Genomic DNA, 18584 nt, shown 5'->3' with positions numbered 1-18584 from the left:
AGCGCCATATACCCTAGAAGAAGCGGATGTTACTGACCCAAACCCTGGCTTGTGAAACGCTGTTTGCTGTGCTCGGCGGACAAAATCTGACCGAAGCCCTTGGCACCACCTGGCGACAAAACCCCAACCTCACCCCGCAACAACGCGGCGCCGTGCAGGATATTAGCTACGGCACCTTGCGGCATCTGGGCCTGCTGGAAGCGGTATTGCAGCAGCTGGCCACTAAGCCAGTGAAAGAGCAGGAAGTGCGGATATTGCTGCTAATCAGCCTGTATCAGCTGCAATTCACCCGCGCCGGCGCGCATGCGGTCGTCGATCACGCGGTTGAAGTGGCCAGCAAAATCGGCAGCGGCAAAGCCAAAGGGCTGGTTAACGCGGTGCTGCGTAATTTCCTGCGCCAGCAAGCCGAGCTGATTAGCGCCGCGCAAAAGAACGAACGCGGCCGCTTTAGCCATCCTAAATGGTGGCTCACCGCCATGAAGCAGGCTTATCCCAAGCAGTGGCAACAAATCTTGCAGGCCAATAACAGCCATCCACCGATGACTTTGCGAGTGAATTGTCGCCACACGAGCGCCGAAGCCTATCTGGCGCGCCTCAACGAAGTCGGCATCACCGGCCGCATATTGGGCCCGCAAGCCATACAGCTGGATAAACCGCAAGCGGTGGATGCGCTGCCTGATTTCGCCGCGGGCTGGGTATCGGTGCAGGATTGGGGCGCTCAGGCTGCCGCTTATCTGCTCGATGTGCGCGATGGTCAGCGCGTACTCGATGCTTGCGCGGCTCCGGGCGGTAAAACGGGCCATTTGCTGGAATTGGCCGAGCTGGATTTACTGGCACTGGACGCCGATGCTAAACGCCTGGAGTGCGTAAGCAATAACCTCGAACGGCTGCAATTATCGGCCCGCACGGCCTGCGCTGATGCCGCCGAACCCGCGAGCTGGTGGGATGGCCAATTGTTTGATCGCATTCTGGCCGACGTACCTTGTTCGGCTACGGGGGTGACTCGCCGCCACCCGGATATCAAATGGCTGCGCCGCCCCGACGACTTTGCTGAATTGCAATGTCAACAAGAAAAAATGTTAGATCAGCTTTGGTCACTCGTAGCGTCAGGCGGCAAACTACTGTACGCTACGTGCTCTGTGTTTCCGGCGGAAAATCAGGCCGCCGTGGCAGCATTTGCCGCGCGCCATCCCGATGCCATCGCCGAACCTTTGCAGCACCCGGCCATTCCTGCCGATCTGATTCGCGACGGACAGGGTGGGCAGTTATTACCCAATGCAGATCATGATGGTTTCTTTTACGCGTTATTTCGCAAGGCTGCAGCTTAATCTGGCGGCCTGGCTTCGCCTGTTCCTGCTGCTGGCCGGGCTCATGGGTGCGCTTGGCACCCATGCCGCCGGCATTAAAACCATCAAAACCGAAGCCGATATCCTTCCGCCCCGCATTGAGTTGTTTGCCCGTTTTACCGTGAGCCTGAATCCCGAGCTGGACGAGGCTTTACGCAATGGCCTCACCCTCCCCTTTGTTTACGAATTCAAACTCACCAAACCGCGCTTATATGCCTGGTACCGGCAAGTGGCCGAAGGGTTTGGCCCCAATGCCACGGCCACCCATCGGCTGAGTTTTCAGCCACTGACCAAGCAATATCGCATCGCGGCCGCCGGCGTAGTGCGGCATTTTAATAGCCTCGATGAAGCCCTCACGGCCTTGGGCACGCTGAAAAACTGGGTAGTGATGGATGGCGCGGATCTGCAAAGCGAAGATTTTGCCGGCAAGCTGCGACTGCGGCTGGATGGCTCACAACTGCCCAAAGCCTTTCAGCTCAGCACCATCGGCAACACCAACTGGCAACTGGAATCAGGCTGGAGTGAAATCCAGCTGCGTCGACCGGCCGAAACGGAGCCTGTGCAGTGAAACGCTGGTTGTTAATTATTGGGGCTCTGGCCACCGTCCTGCTGTTCTTGCTCGCCACCGCCTCGGGCAACACCTCTCATTTTTCTAATTATTACGGCTTAGTGCTGGGGCTGAATGTGGCCCTGCTACTGGGCATGGCGCTGTTTGTCGGCACGCGCATGACACGCTTGCTGGGTCGGGTAAAACGCAAGGTATTTGGCTCCCGCCTGACCTTGCGCATGGTATTTATGTTCTCGCTAGTGGCGGTCTTACCCGGCGCACTGGTGTATACCTTGTCCGTGCAGTTCTTAAATCGTTCGATCGAGGCGTGGTTTGATGTCCGGGTGGATAACGCCCTGGATCGCGGCCTGAATCTAGGCCACAACGCCATCGAATTTCAGCTGGCCGAGCTAGAGCGCAAAGCCTCGGTTATTGCCTGGGATGTCCACGACAATAGCGTAAGCAGCCTACTGCCCCGCCTATCCAAGCTGCGCGAGCAAACCGGCGTGCAGGAAATCACGCTATTTGATGACAACAACCAGCTCTACGCCAATATCGGCAACGAAATGGCGCCGCTAATCCCCCAGCTGCCCTCGCGTGATCTGGTGCGCAAAGCCGTGATCGGCAGCTACAAAGGGATTGAAAAAGGCGATAACGGCGCGCTGATGATGCGGGTGATCGTGCCGATGCCCGACAGCGACATCAGCAATCGCGTGCGGCTGCTGCAACTGATGCAGCCCGTGCCGACCCAGCTGGCACAAGATGCCGAGCTGGTCGAGCAAGTACGCAGTGATTACAAACAGCTCGCACAGTCGCGGCAAGGGCTTAAACTCATTTACAGCCTAACGCTGACCATTGCGCTCACCATTGCCCTACTGGGCGCGTTAGCGCTGGCGATTTACCTGTCGGACAAACTCGCCGCGCCACTGGGCGTGCTAGCCGCGGGAACGCGCGCGGTGGCGCAAGGGGATTTCACCCAGCAGCATCCTGTCATCAGCCGCGATGAGCTGGGCATCCTCACCCACTCCTTTAACCGCATGACCCGCCAATTGGCCGATGCGCGCGACAAGCTGGAAGAAAACCAGGCCGAGCAGGCCGAGGCCAAGGCCTATGTCGAGGCAATTTTAGGCTCGCTATCAGCCGGCGTGCTGTCGTTTGATGAAGAATGGCAGCTGCAATCGGCCAACCAGAGCGCCTTGCGCATTCTGGGCTTAGACCCAGAGCGCATTCATGGCCAGCCCTTATCACGCTGGAATGAAAGCTATCCGGCCCTCACCGCGTTTTCGGCCCACACCATTCACGGCTTTTTGTCGGATGAAGAAGTCTGGCAGCGTCAGATTGAGCTGGCCGAAGAAAAACGGGTACTGCTGGTACGCGGCACGCGGCTGAGCCAGCTGATTGATGACGCAGAAGATCTGCATGGCTATGTACTGGTCTTTGATGACATCACCGAGCTCTTGTCAGCCCAGCGCGACGCGGCCTGGGGCGAAGTAGCCCGCCGCCTGGCCCATGAAATTAAAAACCCGCTCACGCCGATTCAACTCTCGGCCGAGCGGATGGAAATCAAACTGGTAGATAAACTCGACCAGACTGGCGCGGAATTTCTCACCCGCAACACCCAGACCATCATCAAGCAGGTGGCGGCCCTCAAGCAGATGGTGGATGCCTTCCGCGATTATGCGCGCAAGCCATCGGGCAAGAAAAAGCCGCTGGATCTGCTGGCGCTGGTGCAAGAGGTGTTAGTGCTGTACGAAGCGGCGCCAGTATTACGTGAATTTAGGGTACACGATGCCCTGATGGTGAATGGCGATGCGACTCATCTGCGCCAGGTCATTCACAACCTGCTGCAAAATGCGCAAGACGCGATTGCCGAGGCCGAAGAAAAACAGATTTGCCTTATTCTCGAAAAAGACGAAAAATGGGCGCGTCTTTACATCGAAGATAGCGGCAAAGGTTTTGCTCCAGACTTACTGCCTAGGGTTTTTGAGCCTTATGTAACATCCAAGGCCAAAGGCACCGGATTAGGTCTGGCGATCGTGAAAAAAATTATCGAAGAACATCACGGGCGGGTACAAGTGGGCAATGCCACTGGCGCCTTCGTTCGGATAGAGTTGCCGCTCTGGGAGGAAACAACAAGTGGTTAATCAGGAAATTTTGATTGTTGACGACGAAGTTGGCATTCGCGAACTGTTGTCAGAAATCTTGCTTGATGAGGGGTATAGCGTTGCACTGGCCGAAAATGCTGAGGCTGCACGCAAATACCGTAATCAAGCCGAACCAAAACTGGTCTTGCTTGATATCTGGATGCCCGACACCGATGGCGTCACCCTGCTCAAAGAATGGGCGCGCAATGGTCAGCTGACCATGCCGGTGATCATGATGTCGGGCCACGCCACCGTGGATACGGCCGTTGAGGCCACCCGCATTGGCGCACTGGATTTTCTGGAAAAGCCCATCGGCTTGCAAAAACTGCTGGCGGCAGTCAAACGGGCTTTTGCTCAACCCGCTGCCACGGTAAAGCCGACGCAGGGCCTGCAGAGCCTCGGGAATAGCAGTGCCATTCAGGCGCTGCGTGAGGCACTTGATCAGGTAGCAAGTCAGACCCTGCCCATCATCCTGACCGGCGAACCTGGCGCCGGCTTTGAAGCCTGCGCGCGCCACCTGACCAAAGCCAATGGCGGTTTTGTGTCACCCACTTCGAATGAAGAGCTGGCTTTGCCACCGCAAGACATGCTCAATCGGGCCGCCAACGGCACGATTTTCGTGCGGGATATCGCCTGGCTGGATCGCAAAGCCCAAGCCGGCTTGCTGAATTTGATTCCAAAACTGGAAAAACAAAAAGTTCGCCTGGTAACGGCCTCTACCCGCCCCCTGGATCAGCTCACCGGCCAAATCGAGCCCGAATTGCTGCGTCAGCTGACGCAGATCATTGTGCCGGTACCGGCGCTGCGCAATCATGCCGAGGATATCCCGGCGTTGGCGGAAAGCCTGCTGGCCCAGACCGTAGCCACCAATAAACTGGGCGTGCGGCGTTTTTCCAAATCGGCTCTGCAGCTGCTCAGCCAGCAAGAATGGCCTGGCAATATCGACCAGCTGGCCAATGTGGTCAAAAGCCTGGCCCTTACTGGTCGGGATGGCGATATTGATATCCTGCCGGTGAGCCGCCTTCTGGCCCAGCTCTCGCCTGAATCGCAAGTCGCCACCGCCGAAGTGCAGCAAGCGATGCCGCTGCCGCAAATCGATCTGGATTTGCCGCTGCGCGAAGCGCGGGATCAGTTTGAGCGCTTTTATCTGGAACGCCAGATCGAGCTCTCCAACGGCAATATGAGCCGTGTGGCCGAGCGCATTGGTCTGGAGCGCACGCACCTGTATCGCAAGCTCAAGCAATTGGGCATTCAGATGCCGCGCAAGCTGCGCAATCTGGAAGAAGCGTAAGCCACTTCGCCCCACCAACGCCGACAAGCTCCTCCCCTTGTCGGCGTTGTTGTTTGATCGCCTGCTCAGCAGGCAAAGGAATACCACTTGCCCAATATCCTGATCCTGGGCGCTGGCCGGGTTGGCTCATCGGTGGCCGAACAGCTGGTGCGCGAAAATTACAATGTCACCATCGTGGATGAACAGCCGAGCAATTTGCAGCCACTGGCCGATAAGCTCGATTTGCGTACCCTGTGCGGGCATGCCTCTAATCCGGTAACGCTGGCACAAGCCGGCGCGGCCGATGCCGATCTGATTTTGGCGGTAACGCCATCGGATGAGCTCAATATGGTGGCCTGCAAAATCGCGCATAGCCTGTTTAATGTGCCCACCCGCCTTGGCCGCATTCGCGATCAGGATCTCCTCGCCCGCCCAGAGTTATTCACCGAAGATGGCTTTGCCATCGACCATATCATTACCCCGGCGCAAATCGTGACCGACCTGCTGCAAGGGTTGGTGGCCACGCCCGAGGCCTTGCAAGTGCTGGAATTTGGCGCGGGTAAAGCGCAAATGGTGGCCGTGCGCATTGAAGCGGGCGCTGCGATGGATGGCAAAGACCTCTCCACCCTGCCGCTGTATCTAGATAAAATCGATTGCCGCATTGTGTCGATCTACCGCGGCAATAAACGCATCACCCCCGATGGCAACACCACCCTCAGCGTCGGCGACGAAGTATTTTTCCTCGCGGCGCGGCAACATGTTCGCAGCGTGATCCGCCAGTTCCGCGCCAGTGAGCGCACCATCAAACGTATTACCCTCTGCGGCGGCGGCAATGTCGGCTACCGGCTGGCGCGCGCGCTGGCTGACGACTATCAGGTCAAGATCATCGAAGTGCAGCGCGAACGGGCGCAATGGCTGGCCGAACACCTGCCCAATTGCCTGATTCTGCGCGGCGAAGCCACCGATGAAAACCTGCTTGATACCGAGCAGATCGACCGCTGTGATTTATTTATGGCGCTCACCTCGGATGATGAAGACAACATCATGTCCTCGTTGCTGGCCAAGCAAATGGGCGCGCGCAAGGTCGTGGCCATCATCAATCGCTCGCGTTACGTCGATTTGCTGCAAGGCGGCAAAATCGATGTGGCGATTTCCCCCGCGCAAGCCACCATTGGCGCGCTGCTCACCCACGTACGGCAAGGCGATATTGTGGCGGTTCACAGCCTGCGCCGCGGCGAAGCCGAAGCCATCGAGCTGATTGCCCATGGTGATCGCAATAATTCGCGGGTGGTGGGGCGCAAAGTGGAAGAAATCAAACTACCGCAAGGCGCTAATCTGGCGGCGCTGATCCGCGGCGAACAAGTTCTGATGGCGCATCACGATACCGTGATCGAAAACGAAGACCACGTGATCGTGTTTATCGACAATAAACGGCATATCCGCGAAATCGAGCAATTATTCGCGGTCAAAATCGGGTTTTTCTAAATGACGCTGGCGCAACGTATTCTCCCCACCGTCAATGTGCTGGCCCGGGTGTCGGCACTGTTTTCGATCTCGATTGTGGTGCCCATCGTCGTCGCCCTTTTCACTGGCGACGCTGGCCTGTGGCCATTTATTGATGCGCTGGGCGGCTTAATGTTGGTGAGCGGGCTCACCGTGCTGGCGACCCGTCGCTACAAACGCGAAATGCGGCCGCGCGATGGCTTTGTGCTGGTAGTAGGCATCTGGAGCTTGTTGCCTGCAGTCGCGGCCGTGCCCCTGCTGCTGTTTAATCCGGCTACCAGTTTTACCGACGCCTATTTTGAAACCATGTCGGGGCTCACCACCACCGGTGCCACGGTGTTTACCGGGCTTGATCATCTACCTCCCTCGATTAATTTATGGCGTCACTTGCTCAATTGGCTAGGGGGTATGGGGATCATCGTCTTGGCTGTCGCCATTCTCCCGCTATTAGGGGTGGGGGGTATGCAGCTTTTCAAGGCCGAAACCCCGGGCCCGATCAAAGACGCCAAACTCACACCCCGCATTCACGAAACCGCCCGCAATCTGTGGCTGATTTACGCTGGCCTCACGCTGATCTGCGCGCTGCTGCTGAAATACGCTGGCGGTATGAGCTGGCTGGATGCGGTGTGCCACGCCTTTGCGGCCATGTGCTTGGGTGGGTTTTCCACCCACGATGCCAGCGTCGGTTATTTCAATTCGCCACTGATCGAAGGCATTTTGATTGTCTTTATGCTGCTGGCGGCCACCAATTTTGCCACCCACTATTTCGCGCTGTCAGGGCGGAAATTATCGGTGTACCTGAAAGACAGCGAATTCAAAGCCATGCTACTGCTGATTTTGGGCAGCACGCTCACGCTGGCCGGCTATCTGTACTGGCAGCAGGTGTACCCGGAGTACCTCACCGCTCTGCGTCATGTAGCGTTTAATCTAGTTTCGCTGGCCACCGATTGCGGGTTTGCCAGCGTGGACTTTGGCGCGTGGCCGATTTTTGTGCCGCTGGTGATGCTGTTTCTGTCTTGTATCACCGCTTGCGCCGGCTCCACCGGCGGCGGGATCAAGATGATCCGCACCATTATTCAGGTGCGCGAAGTGGGCCGCCAGATGTCGGTGTTGCTGCATCCACAGGGTGTGCATCCGCTGCGGGTGAATGGGCAGGTGATTCCGCCAAATATCCTGTTTTCCGTGATGGGCTTTGTGTTTATCTATTTCGCCAGCATTGTGGTACTGACGCTGGTGTTGCTGGTGTCGGGGCTCGATTTCATCAGCAGTTTCTCGGCGATTATTGCCTGCATTAATAATGCCGGCCCGGGCCTGGGCGAAGTGGGCCCGGCGCGCAATTTCCAGGGGCTGACCGATTTTCAGACTTGGGTGTGCAGCTTTACCATGCTGCTGGGCCGGCTAGAGATTTTCTCGGTATTGATCCTGTTTACCCGCGCATTCTGGCGCAATTAAGCATACCCTGGCCAGTATTGCCCGCTACGCTTTATGTGAAATTGGCTAGCGGGCAATACCCCTAAATACACCTATACAACCCGCGAATCGCGAGCATCCCCAATAGTCAGGCCATCGCCTGCGCCGTAAGCTAAACGGCATGGAAACCTTTATTACCGGCTTTTTGCTGTCGATTTCGCTCTGCCTCGACATCGGCATTGTGAATGTGGCCATGATCGACGCCACCCTCAAATATGGCCGTCAGGCTGGCTTCTGGATGGGCTTTGGCTCCTGCTTTGGCGATCTGGCCTATGCCATTCTCGCGCTGATTGGCATGAGTTTTCTGCTGCAATTTCCGCTGGTGCAATGGCTCACCTGGCTGGGCGGCGGCTCGCTGCTGCTGTGGCTGGCCTATAAAATGGCCCGCGAAGCCTGGCGCGATGCCAGCGCCGCTGAGGGCGAGCATCCACCACTACCCGCGCGCCGCCAGCTCTTTACCCGCGGGCTAACGCTGGCCATGGCCTCACCCACCTCGATTTTGTGGTTTGCCGCGGTGGGCGGCACGCTGATTGCCCGCGCTACCGATGGCAGCCTGAGCAGCACGGCCGATTTTCTCAGCGGGTTTTTCCTCGGTGGCCTCGCCTGGAGCACCTTCATCGTGCTGGTGGCTCATCATGGCGGCCAAACGCTGGGGCCGCGCTTTAAACAGGGCTGCCACCTCGCCTCGGCAGTACTGTATTTGTATTTTGCCGGGCTGGTGATCACCAACGGCTACCAAGCCCTGCTCAAATAAGACCGAGCGCGATGCGCACTAATTAGCCCATAAATAGGCCGGCAGCACCCCCGCAAATTGATCAGCAAGCCCACTCGCGCAGCGAGGCTCCCCTCAAGGAGGGGACGGGAGGGGTGGGAATAGAACATCAAGGCTGTAGATTCAAAGCCTTATTTCCTAGCCTCGGCTTTGCCGAGACTTGAAGTAGATTGTTCTACCAGCCTGTTTGCAGCCTGAGGCCAGCATTGCTGGCCTTTTGGTTTACTAGCCGCGATTTACTTGCGGCAGCTCGCCAGCATATCCAGCGGCGGCTGATACACGCTCGTGCTCACGCCGGTGGCCCCCAAGACGGTATGGAACCAGTTATCGTGGCTAAAGGCTTTGCTGCGCTCGCCTTGCAGGCACTGCAGATCCAGCTGCCGGCTGGCCGCATAGCTAGGCGAAAACCACGCCACCATGGGTACATGCGTTTGCTGGCTGGGGGCGATCATATATGGCGCAGCATGCAGATACAGGCCATTTTCGCCGGTGGATTCGCCATGGTCCGAAACATACAGCATGGCACTATCGTAATCGCTGCGCTGCTGCAGCTGGCCGATCAATTGCGCGAGGAAATGATCGGTAAAGCGAATGGCATTGTCGTAGGCATTCAAAATCTGTTCGCGCGGGCAATCTTGCAATTGCGTGGTGCGGCATACGGGCTTGAAGACTTCAAATTCCGCCGGATAGCGCAACCAGTAGGCTGGGCCGTGATTGCCTTTCTGATGCAGCACCACCACCGTATCTTGCGCCGCGCCCTGTAGCGCTTGCTGCAACTGCGGCAACATCGCCGTGTCGTAGCATTCATCTGCACGGCAATCGGGCGCTGGGCCACCATCGGGGATCGTTACTTCACCGAGGCGCTTGGCCACGCCTTTGCTGCCCGAGTTATTGTCGATCCACACCACTTTCAGCCCCGCAGTGCGCAAAATATCGATCAGATTTTCACGCGCCTCGCCCTTGTTCACGCTAAAGTCGCTGCGTGGAAAACCCGAGAACATACAGGGCACCGAGACAGCGGTTTCAGTGCCGCATGAGCTCACCTGACTAAAATTGATAATCGGCAATTTGGCCAATTCTGGATTGGTGGGCCGGGCGTAACCATTGAGCGAGAAATTCTCCGCCCTGGCGGTTTCGCCCACCACCAGCACCAGCAGAGTAGGTTTATGCGGCTGGGTTGGCGCGATTTTTTTCGCGTCCCGGCCATAGGGCTCGGCCACCACCGGCGCTTTCATGCGCTCCCCCACCACATAGCGAATGGTGGCGTAAATGCCATTAGCGGGGTTGATCAGATAGCGAATCGGCTTGTGATTGCGGGTAAACGAGGCCAGCGCCGAATAAAACACGCCAATCACCGCCACCATCAACACCAGACACAGCACCAGCTGCCCCAATTTACCCAGCAATAGCCGTGGCCAGCGCACAGGCTGTAGCTCCACGCGGCTAATCAGCCAGGCGGGCAATACGCCCAGCAGCAATACATCCAGCACTAGCTTGAGATTGAGTAATTCCAGCGCTTCCCGGGTATCGGTTTGAAACACATTGCGCAGCATGGCGCTATCGATCATCACCCCATAGCTGGCGGTGAAATAGGCGGTGATGCTAGCCAGCAGGGCCAGCACCATCAGCAGGCCTTTGGCCCAGCGCGGCCAGCACAGCAAAGTCAGAATCAGTTGAAAACCGGCGATCAGCAATACCGCCATACCGGCAAACAAGGGCAATTTACTGCCCGGCGTGCCGGCGATGGCTTGCCAGGCTTTGCTCCAAAAAGCGGTATTGCACAGCGCCACCAGATACAGCGCAAATAGGGCCGTGAGCTGGGGCAGCGTAAAGGCAAAGCGACGAGCCAAAATTCGGGCCAACATGGACTTCCTCAAAAATAACAATCGGGCGATGCGCGCCAGTGTGCGCAGGCAGACTTAAGCGAAAATGAAGCGCCTAAACTGTGCCCCCATAAAAAGATAATACGGTTTCGCGACAGGGCGGCGACACATTATCACAAGCGACGAACGGTGGTTGGCTTAAGTTTCGCTTCATACAGCGGTGGTGAAATACGCTGGTCTTTTCACCCTGCTCAAGGAGCACATCATGCTGAAGTACACCGCACTTGCCCTCGTGACTGCAGTTTTTGCTGGCCAAGCCATGGCCGCAGCCAAATGTACCGCGCACCCGAAAGCAGAATGGATGCCGGAAGCCCAAGTGAAAGCCAAGCTGGCCGAACAGGGCTACACCATCAAGAAATTCAAAGTCGATGGCAATTGCTATGAAATGTATGGCAAAACCAAAGATGGCAAAAAGGCCGAGATCTATTTCGACACCAAAACCATGGATGTCGTGAAATCTGAAATCGAGTAAGCCATGCCGCACGCCAGCCCATCTCTTAACCGGCAACAGTGGTTGCTGGGCAATGCCGTCTTGCTGATCAGCAGCCTAGTCGGACTGATTATTCTGCAGCAATACAGCAATGTGGATTTGTGGCTGGCCAACTGGATGTTTGATCCGGCCAGTGGGCAGTTTCCCTGGCGGGATCAATGGCTCACCGCCAAGCTGGGGCACGATTGGATGAAAAAACTCTCCGTCGTGCTGGGCGTGGCCGTGGCCTGGCAACTGTATCGCCAGCAGCGCCTGGCGGGCTGGCAAGATTTAGCCACCCGGCAATGGCTGGTGGTGGGGCTCTCGGCCCTGCTGGTTCCGGTGCTGGTGACTCAGTTCAAACACCTGAGTGTGTTGCATTGCCCCTGGGATTTACAGCAGTTTGGCGGCCATACGCCGTACTTGCGCCTGTTTGATCGCCTGCCGCTAGGCGTGGGCGCGGGGCAGTGCTATCCGGCTGGGCATGCCAGTAGCGGCAGTTGGCTGCTGGGCTTTATTGCACTGTGGCTTCCGCTTGAGCGGCGCCAGGCCTTGATTCGCATCCCCCTCCTGTTATTGCCCGGACTCATGCTGGGCTGGATTCAGCAACTGCGGGGCGCACATTTTCTCAGCCACACCTTGGCTACGCTGTGGCTGTCTTGGCTGATCGTTAGTCTGCTGTGTGCCTGGCTACTGTGGCCACAAGCGAAAGGAGCATCATCATGTCTCGCCTACGAGTCTGGGACCCGTTAGTCCGTATCCTGCACTGGACCTTGGTACTGTGCGTACTGGGTAACTTTATCAATGAAAGTGGCGCCACAGTGCATCGCTATGCCGGTTATGTCGCCACTGGCGTGGTGCTCACCCGCCTACTTTGGGGCTTTATCGGTACGCCCTATGCGCGCTTTCGCGACTGGTTTCCCTGGCCGTCACGGTTGTTTCCTTACCTGCGTGCCTTGCTGCGTGGCCAGCCGCCCCATTACACTGGGCATAATCCCGCCGGCGCGGTGATGATGTTATTGCTGCTGGCGCTGGTGATCAGCTTGGGCACCACCGGTTATATGATGGGGCTGGATGCCTACTGGGGAGAAGAGTGGCTGGAAGAGCTGCATGAAGGGATTGCCAATGTGCTGATCGGCTGCGTCGCCTTGCACGTGCTGGCCGCCATCGCCGAAAGCATCCGCCACCAAGACAATCTGGTGCTATCCATGATTCATGGCTATAAGCGCCCACCGGCAGACACCGACTCACACGATGCAACTACTTCTGGTTGAAGATGACCCCCTCCTGGGCGATGGCATAAAAGAAGGCTTGATTGATGCCGGCTACACGGTGGAATGGCTGCAGGACGGCCAAGATGCCTGGCATGTACTATCCAGCCCGCATCAATTTGATGCCGTCGTGCTCGATTTAAGCCTGCCCCGGCTGGATGGGCTGCAGGTATTAAGCCAGCTGCGCGCCTTGGGCGATACCACACCAATTCTGGTGCTCACCGCCCGCGCCGAGCCGGATGAACGCATCACCGGCCTAAATACCGGCGCCGATGATTATCTGGCCAAGCCCTTTGTGCTGGGTGAGCTGGTGGCGCGCCTGAATGCTCTGCTGCGCCGCAGCCAGCAGCGGGCAAGTCATCTGCTGAGCTGGCGCGATGTGGAGCTAAACCCGGCCACCCAGCAGGTATGGCTCGCCAAGCAAGCACTGGAGCTGACTGCAACCGAATACCGCCTACTGTATCTGCTGCTCCACCACTATCCGCACTATCTGTCGCGCAATGCCCTGGAAGAAAAACTGTTTGGCTGGCAAAGCGAGCTGGAGAGTAATTCGCTGGATGTACATCTATCGCATCTGCGCAAAAAACTGGGCAGCGAAGCCATCCGCAATGTGCGGGGGCTGGGATGGCGCTTAGCCGATGTCTAAATTACGCACGGGCATCGCCCGCCTTCGCCAGGCCATCCGTCAACACCTTGGCCAATCGCTCAGCAACCGGCTCACCTGGTTTACCGGGCTGGCCACACTGGGCGTCTGGGCGGTGTTGTTAGTGGTTTTTTTCTTTGTCGCGCGGCATGGTTTTGCCGAGCTACTGGAAGACCGTTTGCGCGCGACGGGCGAAATGCTGATCGAGTTACATCAAAACGGGCAGCTTAACTCCCGGCAAGAGCTCGCGGCCGCGGAGCGGATGAGTTACGCCCTGTACAGTACCGATGGTCAGCTGATTAGCAGCAATGACCCGCACCCTTTTACGCTCAGCGAAACCGGGCGGCGTGGCCATTTACATGCTTTGCGTCATGATGGCCATCACTGGGTCAGTATTCGGGTAGAACGCGCCGGGGTGCAGCTGGTACTGGCCGAACGTAGCGAATGGCAAGAAGAGCTGTTTGAAGAACTGATGGAGCATCTTGGCTGGCCGCTGCTGGTCGCCGCGCTGGGGCTGCTGCTCATGTTGCAATGGGCCAGCCGGCGCGCGCTGCAGCCATTGGCTGCACTCAGCCAGGAGCTTGCCCGGCGCGAGCCCATGGATCTAAGCCCATTGGCCACCCCTGCCCCGCAGGAAATCGCCACCTTGGTGAATAACCTCAATCAGCAATACGCCAGCATCGGCACCGCTATCGAACGCGAGCAGCGCTTCACCGCCGATGCTGCGCACGAATTACGCACCCCCTTGGCCGCGCTGCGTATCCAGCTGGAGCTGGCCAGCAGCAGCCCACGTGAGCAAACCCGCCATAATGCGCTGGGTAAAGCTTTGCTTGGGGTGGATCGCGCGACCCATCTGGTTAATCAGCTTTTGGCGCTATCGCGGCTTGACCGACTGCAACAGCAAGATTGCCAACCTCAGCCGCTAGCACCGCTGATTTGGGCGGCCTGGCACGAAGTGGCGCCCGATGCACCAGCCAGCGATTTACAAATACACGAGCTGGCCCCCTTCGCGCCAGCGGTCGATGCCAGCCTGCTGCAGCTCTTACTACGTAATGTCTTTGAAAACGCGCTGCGCTATGGTCAGCCACCGTCGGTGGTCACACTAACGCAGCACGGCCTTAGCATCAGCGATCATGGCCAAGGCGTGGATGAGACCGTATTGGCGCGACTGGGCGAGCGTTTTTTCCGTCCGCCAGGACAGGCGCAAAGTGGCTCTGGTCTGGGATTGTCGATTGTGCGGCGCATTGCCGAGCTGCATGGGGCCGAGCTTAAACTGAGCCACAGCGCCAGCGGGGGGTTGTGCATCGAACTCATCTGGCCAGCCCCGCGCCTAAGCGCTGGAGGCGTCTAAGGCAAAAAAAGACCCGCAACTGCGGGGCTTTTTTTAGTTTTCAACGCACGTTGCGGCCGCTTAATCCGCCAGCTCGGTCTTGCTGCGGCCACTGTTTTTAGCGCGATAGAGCGCTTCATCGGCACGCAACACCATCGCGCGGCCATTTTCATCATCGCGCAGCTGGGCAATCCCGGCCGAGAAGCGCACTTCGATGCGCTGGGCGTGATGCATATACGGCGTGCGGCCAGTTACCAGCCGCAGGCGGTCGATCACGTAGCTGGCGCCTTTTAGATCGGTATCCAGCAGCAAAATCAGAAATTCTTCGCCACCATAGCGCACCAGAATATCCGATTCGCGCAACACGGCCTTGGTCAGATTGGCCATGTGAATCAAAACCTGATCGCCCACCAAATGGGTGAAGCGATCGTTGATTTGCTTGAATTCGTCCAGATCCACCAGCACCGCGGTCAGGCGAGCGCCATTGCGCTGGGCGCGTTTCACTTCGCGCATCAGCAAATGATCGAGACCCTGCCGATTCAGCGCGCCGGTCAGCGCATCTTGTTCCAACACTTTGCGGTTGAAAGCGAGGTCTTCTTCGATATGCCGGATCGAATCACGGATGCTTTGCAGATCAGTGTGCGAACTGGTGACGGTAGAGTGCACATTGCTGGTGGTGTTGATGACCACATTGAGCAAGTCTTCCAGCGAGGCATGCGCCTGCTCGGGGCTTACGCGCTGCTCGGCGTGCGCTTCGCGCATCGATTGCAGATCACCCAGGCTTTGTTGCATCACTGAGCTGGAGCCAGATAGATTCTGCAGCAGCCCATCGGTGATGTCGGCGACATCGGTCGCGGCATCATCGAGCTTATACAACACCTGCCAAGCCAGCTGCATCTCGGTGGCCGTTTTGCTTTCCGGCGCCTTGATGGTGAGAATGGCGTTGTAGAACTGGGCGTAATTTTCAGGCGTGGGGGGCAGGCCCCGCTCGGACAGCCGTTTGAGTGCGATACGCGCAATCTCAACCGGGTTCACCGGTGTTGCAGAGGTCATCAATCAAAACCTAGGTTAATACATTAGGACGTTAGAGCTAGTCGGCTTGATTGTAAGGCGTGCGCTCCCACTGAGCCAAGCAACTTCGCTACAATGATGCACCTTTTTATTCAAAATCAATATTGCTGATTGCGCCAAGATGGGCTCGCACTCGGCAACCAGGATCGATCGATTATGCATATTCATATTTTGGGTATCTGCGGCACCTTTATGGGCGGGATTGCCGCGCTGGCGCGCGAAGCGGGCCATAAGGTCACCGGTTGCGACGCCAATGTCTATCCACCGATGTCCACCCAGCTGGAAAGCCTAGGCATCGAATTGATCGAAGGTTTTGGCGCCGAGCAAATTGAGCTCAAGCCCGATCTATTTGTCATCGGCAATGTCGTCAAGCGGGGTATGCCGCTGATGGAGGCGATTTTAAACGCCGGGCTGCCCTATACCTCGGGCCCGCAATGGCTGGGCGAGCATCTACTGCGCGATAAATGGGTGCTGGCCGTAGCCGGCACGCACGGCAAAACCACCACCACCTCGATGCTGGCGTGGATTTTGGAAGACGCTGGTTTGGCGCCCGGTTTTCTGGTCGGCGGCATTCCCGAAAACTTTGGCGTTTCGGCGCGTGCACCGGGCACACCGCGGCAAGATGCGGCCAGCACGTCACCGTTTTTTGTGTTGGAAGCCGACGAATACGACACCGCCTTTTTCGACAAACGGAGCAAATTTGTCCATTACCGCCCGCGCACGGCGATTTTGAACAATCTGGAATTCGATCACGCCGACATCTTCGCCGATTTGCCGGCGATTGAAACGCAGTTTCACCATCTGGTGCGCACCATCCCCGGCCAGGGCCGTGTGATTGTGAATGGCAAGGAAGAAAGCCTGCAGCGAGTGCTCGAACGTGGCTGCTGGTCAGAGGTGGAACACTTCGCCAGCCCGACTGGCCAAGCGGGCTGGGCGCTGGGCACCGTCTACCCTGATGGCTTTGAGGTCATCTTTAATGGCGAGCCGCAAGGGCGTCTGGTGTGGAGCCTGATGGGCGAACACAATGCTCACAACGGACTGGCAGCGATTGCCGCCGCCCGCCATGTGGGCGTTACGCCGCAAGTAGCGATCGAGGCGCTGAGCCGCTTTGAAAATGTAAAACGCCGGATGGAAATCAAAGGCGTGGTCAACAAAATCACCGTGTACGATGATTTCGCCCACCACCCCACCGCCATTGCCACCACTGTGGCCGGGCTGCGCGCGAAAGTGGGCAGCCAGCGCATTCTGGCCGTGCTGGAGCCGCGCTCGAACACGATGAAACTGGGCACGATGAAAGAAGCCCTGCCCGGCAGTTTGGCCGACGCCGATCGGGTGTTTTGCTACGGCGCGAATTTAGGCTGGGATACCGCCGAAGCGCTGGCACCGCTGGGCAGCAAGGCGCAAAGCTTTACTGAGCTAGATACCCTGATCGCCGCCATCGTGGCCGAGGCGCAGCCGGGCGATCAGATTCTGGTGATGAGTAATGGGGGCTTTGGCGGCATTCACGGCAAACTACTCGCCGCACTTGCCTAGGGGTATTGCCCTGTAGCCAATATATTTATTAGCCTAGCAGCATATACCCAATAAAAAAAAGCCCGCAACAGCGGGCTTTTTTTTATTGGCCAAAACACAGGCGCCATGCTTAGGCGTAATAGCGTTTAGAGAATTCCAGCATGCGCTCGATCGGGGCGCGGGCGGCATCCATATCAGCGGGGCTCAGGTAATCAATCACCGTGCCCTGCCCGGCCTGCGCGCGTTTCACCGCTTCGATGGTATTCATCTTCATGTACGGACAGGAATTACACTGGCAGCCAGCGTAGATCGGCGCTTGCTCGATATTCAGATCGGGGCGAGCCTGGCGCATGTTATACAAAATGCCATCTTCGGTCGCGACGAAAATCGCCGCATCGGGCTCTTTGTCGAACGACTTGATCCAGTTCAGCATGCCTGAAGTGGAACCCACATAATCGGCTTGCTGCAGCACGGGCAGCGGGCTTTCCGGGTGTGCGATCAGGTATTTGGCGGTTTTCACCGCGGCAAACGCTTCGTCCAGCGCGGCCTGATTGAATTTATCGTGCACTTCACACACGGCTGACCACAGCGGCATATCGTAGCCATGCTGGAAGTTCAGATACGCGCCCATATTGCGATCAGGCGAGAAAATCACTTGTTTGCCCTCGGCATACAGGTGAGCAATGATGTCGTCCACATTGCGGCTGGTCACGATCCAGTCGCTCAGCGCTTTGTGCTCGGCCGAGCTATTGATGTACGACACATGCACATGATCCGGATGCGCCTCGCGCCATTGCTTCAGGGCAGTGACATCCGTTTGGGTCACCAGCGAACAGGTCGAGCCGGCATCCGGCAGGATCACCGTGGCATTCGGATTCAGAATTTTGGCCGTTTCGGCCATAAAGCGCACCCCGGCAAACACAATGATGTCGGCATCGGCATCGCGTGCAAACAGGGAAAGTTCCAGGCTGTCGCCCACCTTGTCAGCCATTTGCTGAATTTCTGGCTGCGTGTAGTAATGGGCAAGCGTGACAACGCGTGGCATAACAAATCCTCGATCAGGCAATGGATAGACTGCGGCAAGCGCGCAGCAAAAACTGGCCGCCATTTTAGCATGCCCGCCCCGCGCGGCGGGCTGAAATTTCGCCTTTTGCCTCCGCCACTTGCCCCACTTCGGCGAAAAATTTTCGACAAAAGGGTTGACAGCCCCCAGCCAGATGCCCATAATTCGCCTCCTCTGCAAATCGCTTCGCAGCAATGTGACAGCGAGTTGGATGTGCGGGATTAGCTCAGTTGGTAGAGCGATACCTTGCCAAGGTATAGGTCGAGAGTTCGAGCCTCTTATCCCGCTCC

At 57.5% G+C, this 18584-nt stretch carries 16 protein-coding genes and 1 tRNA gene; 14 read left to right on the top strand and 3 right to left on the bottom strand.

Annotated features, from left to right (window positions below):
• The first annotated feature begins 26 nt into the window (after positions 1–26).
• The 7 genes from rsmB to L991_RS06805 all read left to right on the top strand — a co-directional run bounded on the left by rsmB (position 27) and on the right by L991_RS06805 (position 9034).
• Complete coding sequence (gene rsmB / locus L991_RS06835; RefSeq protein WP_047393608.1) at positions 27–1328, top strand: 16S rRNA (cytosine(967)-C(5))-methyltransferase RsmB; 1302 nt, start codon at positions 27–29, stop codon at positions 1326–1328.
• Complete coding sequence (locus tag L991_RS16475) at positions 1288–1914, top strand: DUF4390 domain-containing protein (RefSeq protein ID WP_052190695.1); 627 nt, start codon at positions 1288–1290, stop codon at positions 1912–1914. Before rsmB ends, L991_RS16475 begins: the two co-directional genes overlap by 41 nt.
• Entirely contained in the window at positions 1911–4037 is a 2127-nt protein-coding gene (locus tag L991_RS06825; RefSeq protein ID WP_047393607.1) for a HAMP domain-containing histidine kinase, read from the top strand. The genes L991_RS16475 and L991_RS06825 overlap by 4 nt, the downstream gene beginning before the upstream one ends.
• Positions 4030–5328: a sigma-54 dependent transcriptional regulator gene (locus L991_RS06820; protein WP_047393605.1), complete on the top strand. Its 1299-nt coding sequence runs from the start codon at positions 4030–4032 to the stop codon at positions 5326–5328. The genes L991_RS06825 and L991_RS06820 overlap by 8 nt, the downstream gene beginning before the upstream one ends.
• Positions 5329–5424: 96 nt before the next feature.
• Positions 5425–6792 (top strand): Trk system potassium transporter TrkA, encoded by a 1368-nt coding sequence (gene trkA / locus L991_RS06815; protein WP_047393644.1) that lies wholly within the window; start codon positions 5425–5427, stop codon positions 6790–6792.
• The gene (locus L991_RS06810; protein ID WP_197053833.1) at positions 6793–8262 is read left to right on the top strand and encodes a TrkH family potassium uptake protein; all 1470 of its coding nucleotides are present in this window, start codon (positions 6793–6795) and stop codon (positions 8260–8262) included.
• Between the two features lie 139 nt (positions 8263–8401).
• A complete protein-coding gene (locus L991_RS06805) occupies positions 8402–9034 on the top strand; it encodes a LysE family translocator (RefSeq protein ID WP_047393604.1) in 633 nt (210 codons plus the stop codon).
• A 254-nt stretch (positions 9035–9288) separates the two neighbouring features.
• Here the strand turns inward: L991_RS06805 and L991_RS06800 are convergent, their stop codons facing one another.
• On the bottom strand, positions 9289–10917 hold the full coding sequence (locus L991_RS06800) for a phosphoethanolamine transferase (protein WP_047393603.1): 1629 nt from the start codon (positions 10915–10917) through the stop codon (positions 9289–9291).
• Between the two features lie 223 nt (positions 10918–11140).
• On the opposite strand from L991_RS06800, the gene L991_RS06795 reads away from it, so the two are divergent.
• From L991_RS06795 to L991_RS06775, 5 genes are read left to right on the top strand one after another with little or no spacing between them, the layout of a single operon-like run.
• On the top strand, positions 11141–11407 hold the full coding sequence (locus L991_RS06795; protein WP_028449884.1) for a PepSY domain-containing protein: 267 nt from the start codon (positions 11141–11143) through the stop codon (positions 11405–11407).
• Between the two features lie 3 nt (positions 11408–11410).
• Positions 11411–12157 (top strand): phosphatase PAP2 family protein, encoded by a 747-nt coding sequence (locus L991_RS06790; RefSeq protein WP_052190693.1) that lies wholly within the window; start codon positions 11411–11413, stop codon positions 12155–12157.
• Positions 12127–12678, top strand: a complete 552-nt coding sequence (locus L991_RS06785) for a cytochrome b/b6 domain-containing protein (protein WP_047393601.1) — start codon at positions 12127–12129, stop codon at positions 12676–12678. The genes L991_RS06790 and L991_RS06785 overlap by 31 nt, the downstream gene beginning before the upstream one ends.
• The gene (locus L991_RS06780; RefSeq protein WP_028449887.1) at positions 12659–13321 is read left to right on the top strand and encodes a response regulator transcription factor; all 663 of its coding nucleotides are present in this window, start codon (positions 12659–12661) and stop codon (positions 13319–13321) included. The genes L991_RS06785 and L991_RS06780 overlap by 20 nt, the downstream gene beginning before the upstream one ends.
• Positions 13314–14669 carry an ATP-binding protein gene (locus L991_RS06775; RefSeq protein ID WP_052190692.1) on the top strand — a complete coding sequence of 452 codons (1356 nt, stop codon included), beginning with the start codon at positions 13314–13316 and terminating at the stop codon, positions 14667–14669. Before L991_RS06780 ends, L991_RS06775 begins: the two co-directional genes overlap by 8 nt.
• Positions 14670–14729: 60 nt before the next feature.
• On the opposite strand, the gene L991_RS16470 is transcribed toward L991_RS06775, so the two are convergent.
• The gene (locus L991_RS16470; protein WP_028449888.1) at positions 14730–15701 is read right to left on the bottom strand and encodes a GGDEF domain-containing protein; all 972 of its coding nucleotides are present in this window, start codon (positions 15699–15701) and stop codon (positions 14730–14732) included.
• A 174-nt stretch (positions 15702–15875) separates the two neighbouring features.
• On the opposite strand from L991_RS16470, the gene mpl reads away from it, so the two are divergent.
• Complete coding sequence (gene mpl, locus L991_RS06765) at positions 15876–17252, top strand: UDP-N-acetylmuramate:L-alanyl-gamma-D-glutamyl-meso-diaminopimelate ligase (RefSeq protein WP_047393599.1); 1377 nt, start codon at positions 15876–15878, stop codon at positions 17250–17252.
• Positions 17253–17361: 109 nt separating this feature from the next.
• Here mpl and nadA read toward each other — a convergent pair whose 3' ends face one another.
• On the bottom strand, positions 17362–18276 hold the full coding sequence (gene nadA / locus L991_RS06760; RefSeq protein WP_028449890.1) for a quinolinate synthase NadA: 915 nt from the start codon (positions 18274–18276) through the stop codon (positions 17362–17364).
• A 233-nt stretch (positions 18277–18509) separates the two neighbouring features.
• Between nadA and L991_RS06755 the strand changes: the two genes are divergently transcribed.
• Positions 18510–18582: transfer RNA gene (locus L991_RS06755), tRNA-Gly, on the top strand.
• Positions 18583–18584: the final 2 nt, after the last annotated feature.

This window comes from Chitinibacter sp. ZOR0017, assembly GCF_000799095.1.
Lineage (GTDB): Bacteria > Pseudomonadota > Gammaproteobacteria > Burkholderiales > Chitinibacteraceae > Chitinibacter > Chitinibacter tainanensis.
The sequence above is the reverse complement of the archived record's forward strand: the minus strand, read 5'-3'. Positions and strand labels throughout refer to the sequence as shown.

Coding starts and splice junctions, on each gene's coding strand:
- mpl (WP_047393599.1), top strand. CDS start 15,876: ATGCATATTCATATTTTGGGTATCTGCGGCACCTTTATGGGCGGGATT.
- L991_RS16475 (WP_052190695.1), top strand. CDS start 1,288: ATGGTTTCTTTTACGCGTTATTTCGCAAGGCTGCAGCTTAATCTGGCG.
- L991_RS06800 (WP_047393603.1), bottom strand. CDS start 10,917: ATGTTGGCCCGAATTTTGGCTCGTCGCTTTGCCTTTACGCTGCCCCAG.
- L991_RS06785 (WP_047393601.1), top strand. CDS start 12,127: ATGTCTCGCCTACGAGTCTGGGACCCGTTAGTCCGTATCCTGCACTGG.
- L991_RS06810 (WP_197053833.1), top strand. CDS start 6,793: ATGACGCTGGCGCAACGTATTCTCCCCACCGTCAATGTGCTGGCCCGG.
- rsmB (WP_047393608.1), top strand. CDS start 27: ATGTTACTGACCCAAACCCTGGCTTGTGAAACGCTGTTTGCTGTGCTC.
- L991_RS06805 (WP_047393604.1), top strand. CDS start 8,402: ATGGAAACCTTTATTACCGGCTTTTTGCTGTCGATTTCGCTCTGCCTC.
- nadA (WP_028449890.1), bottom strand. CDS start 18,276: ATGCCACGCGTTGTCACGCTTGCCCATTACTACACGCAGCCAGAAATT.
- L991_RS06795 (WP_028449884.1), top strand. CDS start 11,141: ATGCTGAAGTACACCGCACTTGCCCTCGTGACTGCAGTTTTTGCTGGC.
- L991_RS06790 (WP_052190693.1), top strand. CDS start 11,411: ATGCCGCACGCCAGCCCATCTCTTAACCGGCAACAGTGGTTGCTGGGC.
- L991_RS16470 (WP_028449888.1), bottom strand. CDS start 15,701: ATGACCTCTGCAACACCGGTGAACCCGGTTGAGATTGCGCGTATCGCA.
- L991_RS06775 (WP_052190692.1), top strand. CDS start 13,314: ATGTCTAAATTACGCACGGGCATCGCCCGCCTTCGCCAGGCCATCCGT.
- L991_RS06780 (WP_028449887.1), top strand. CDS start 12,659: ATGCAACTACTTCTGGTTGAAGATGACCCCCTCCTGGGCGATGGCATA.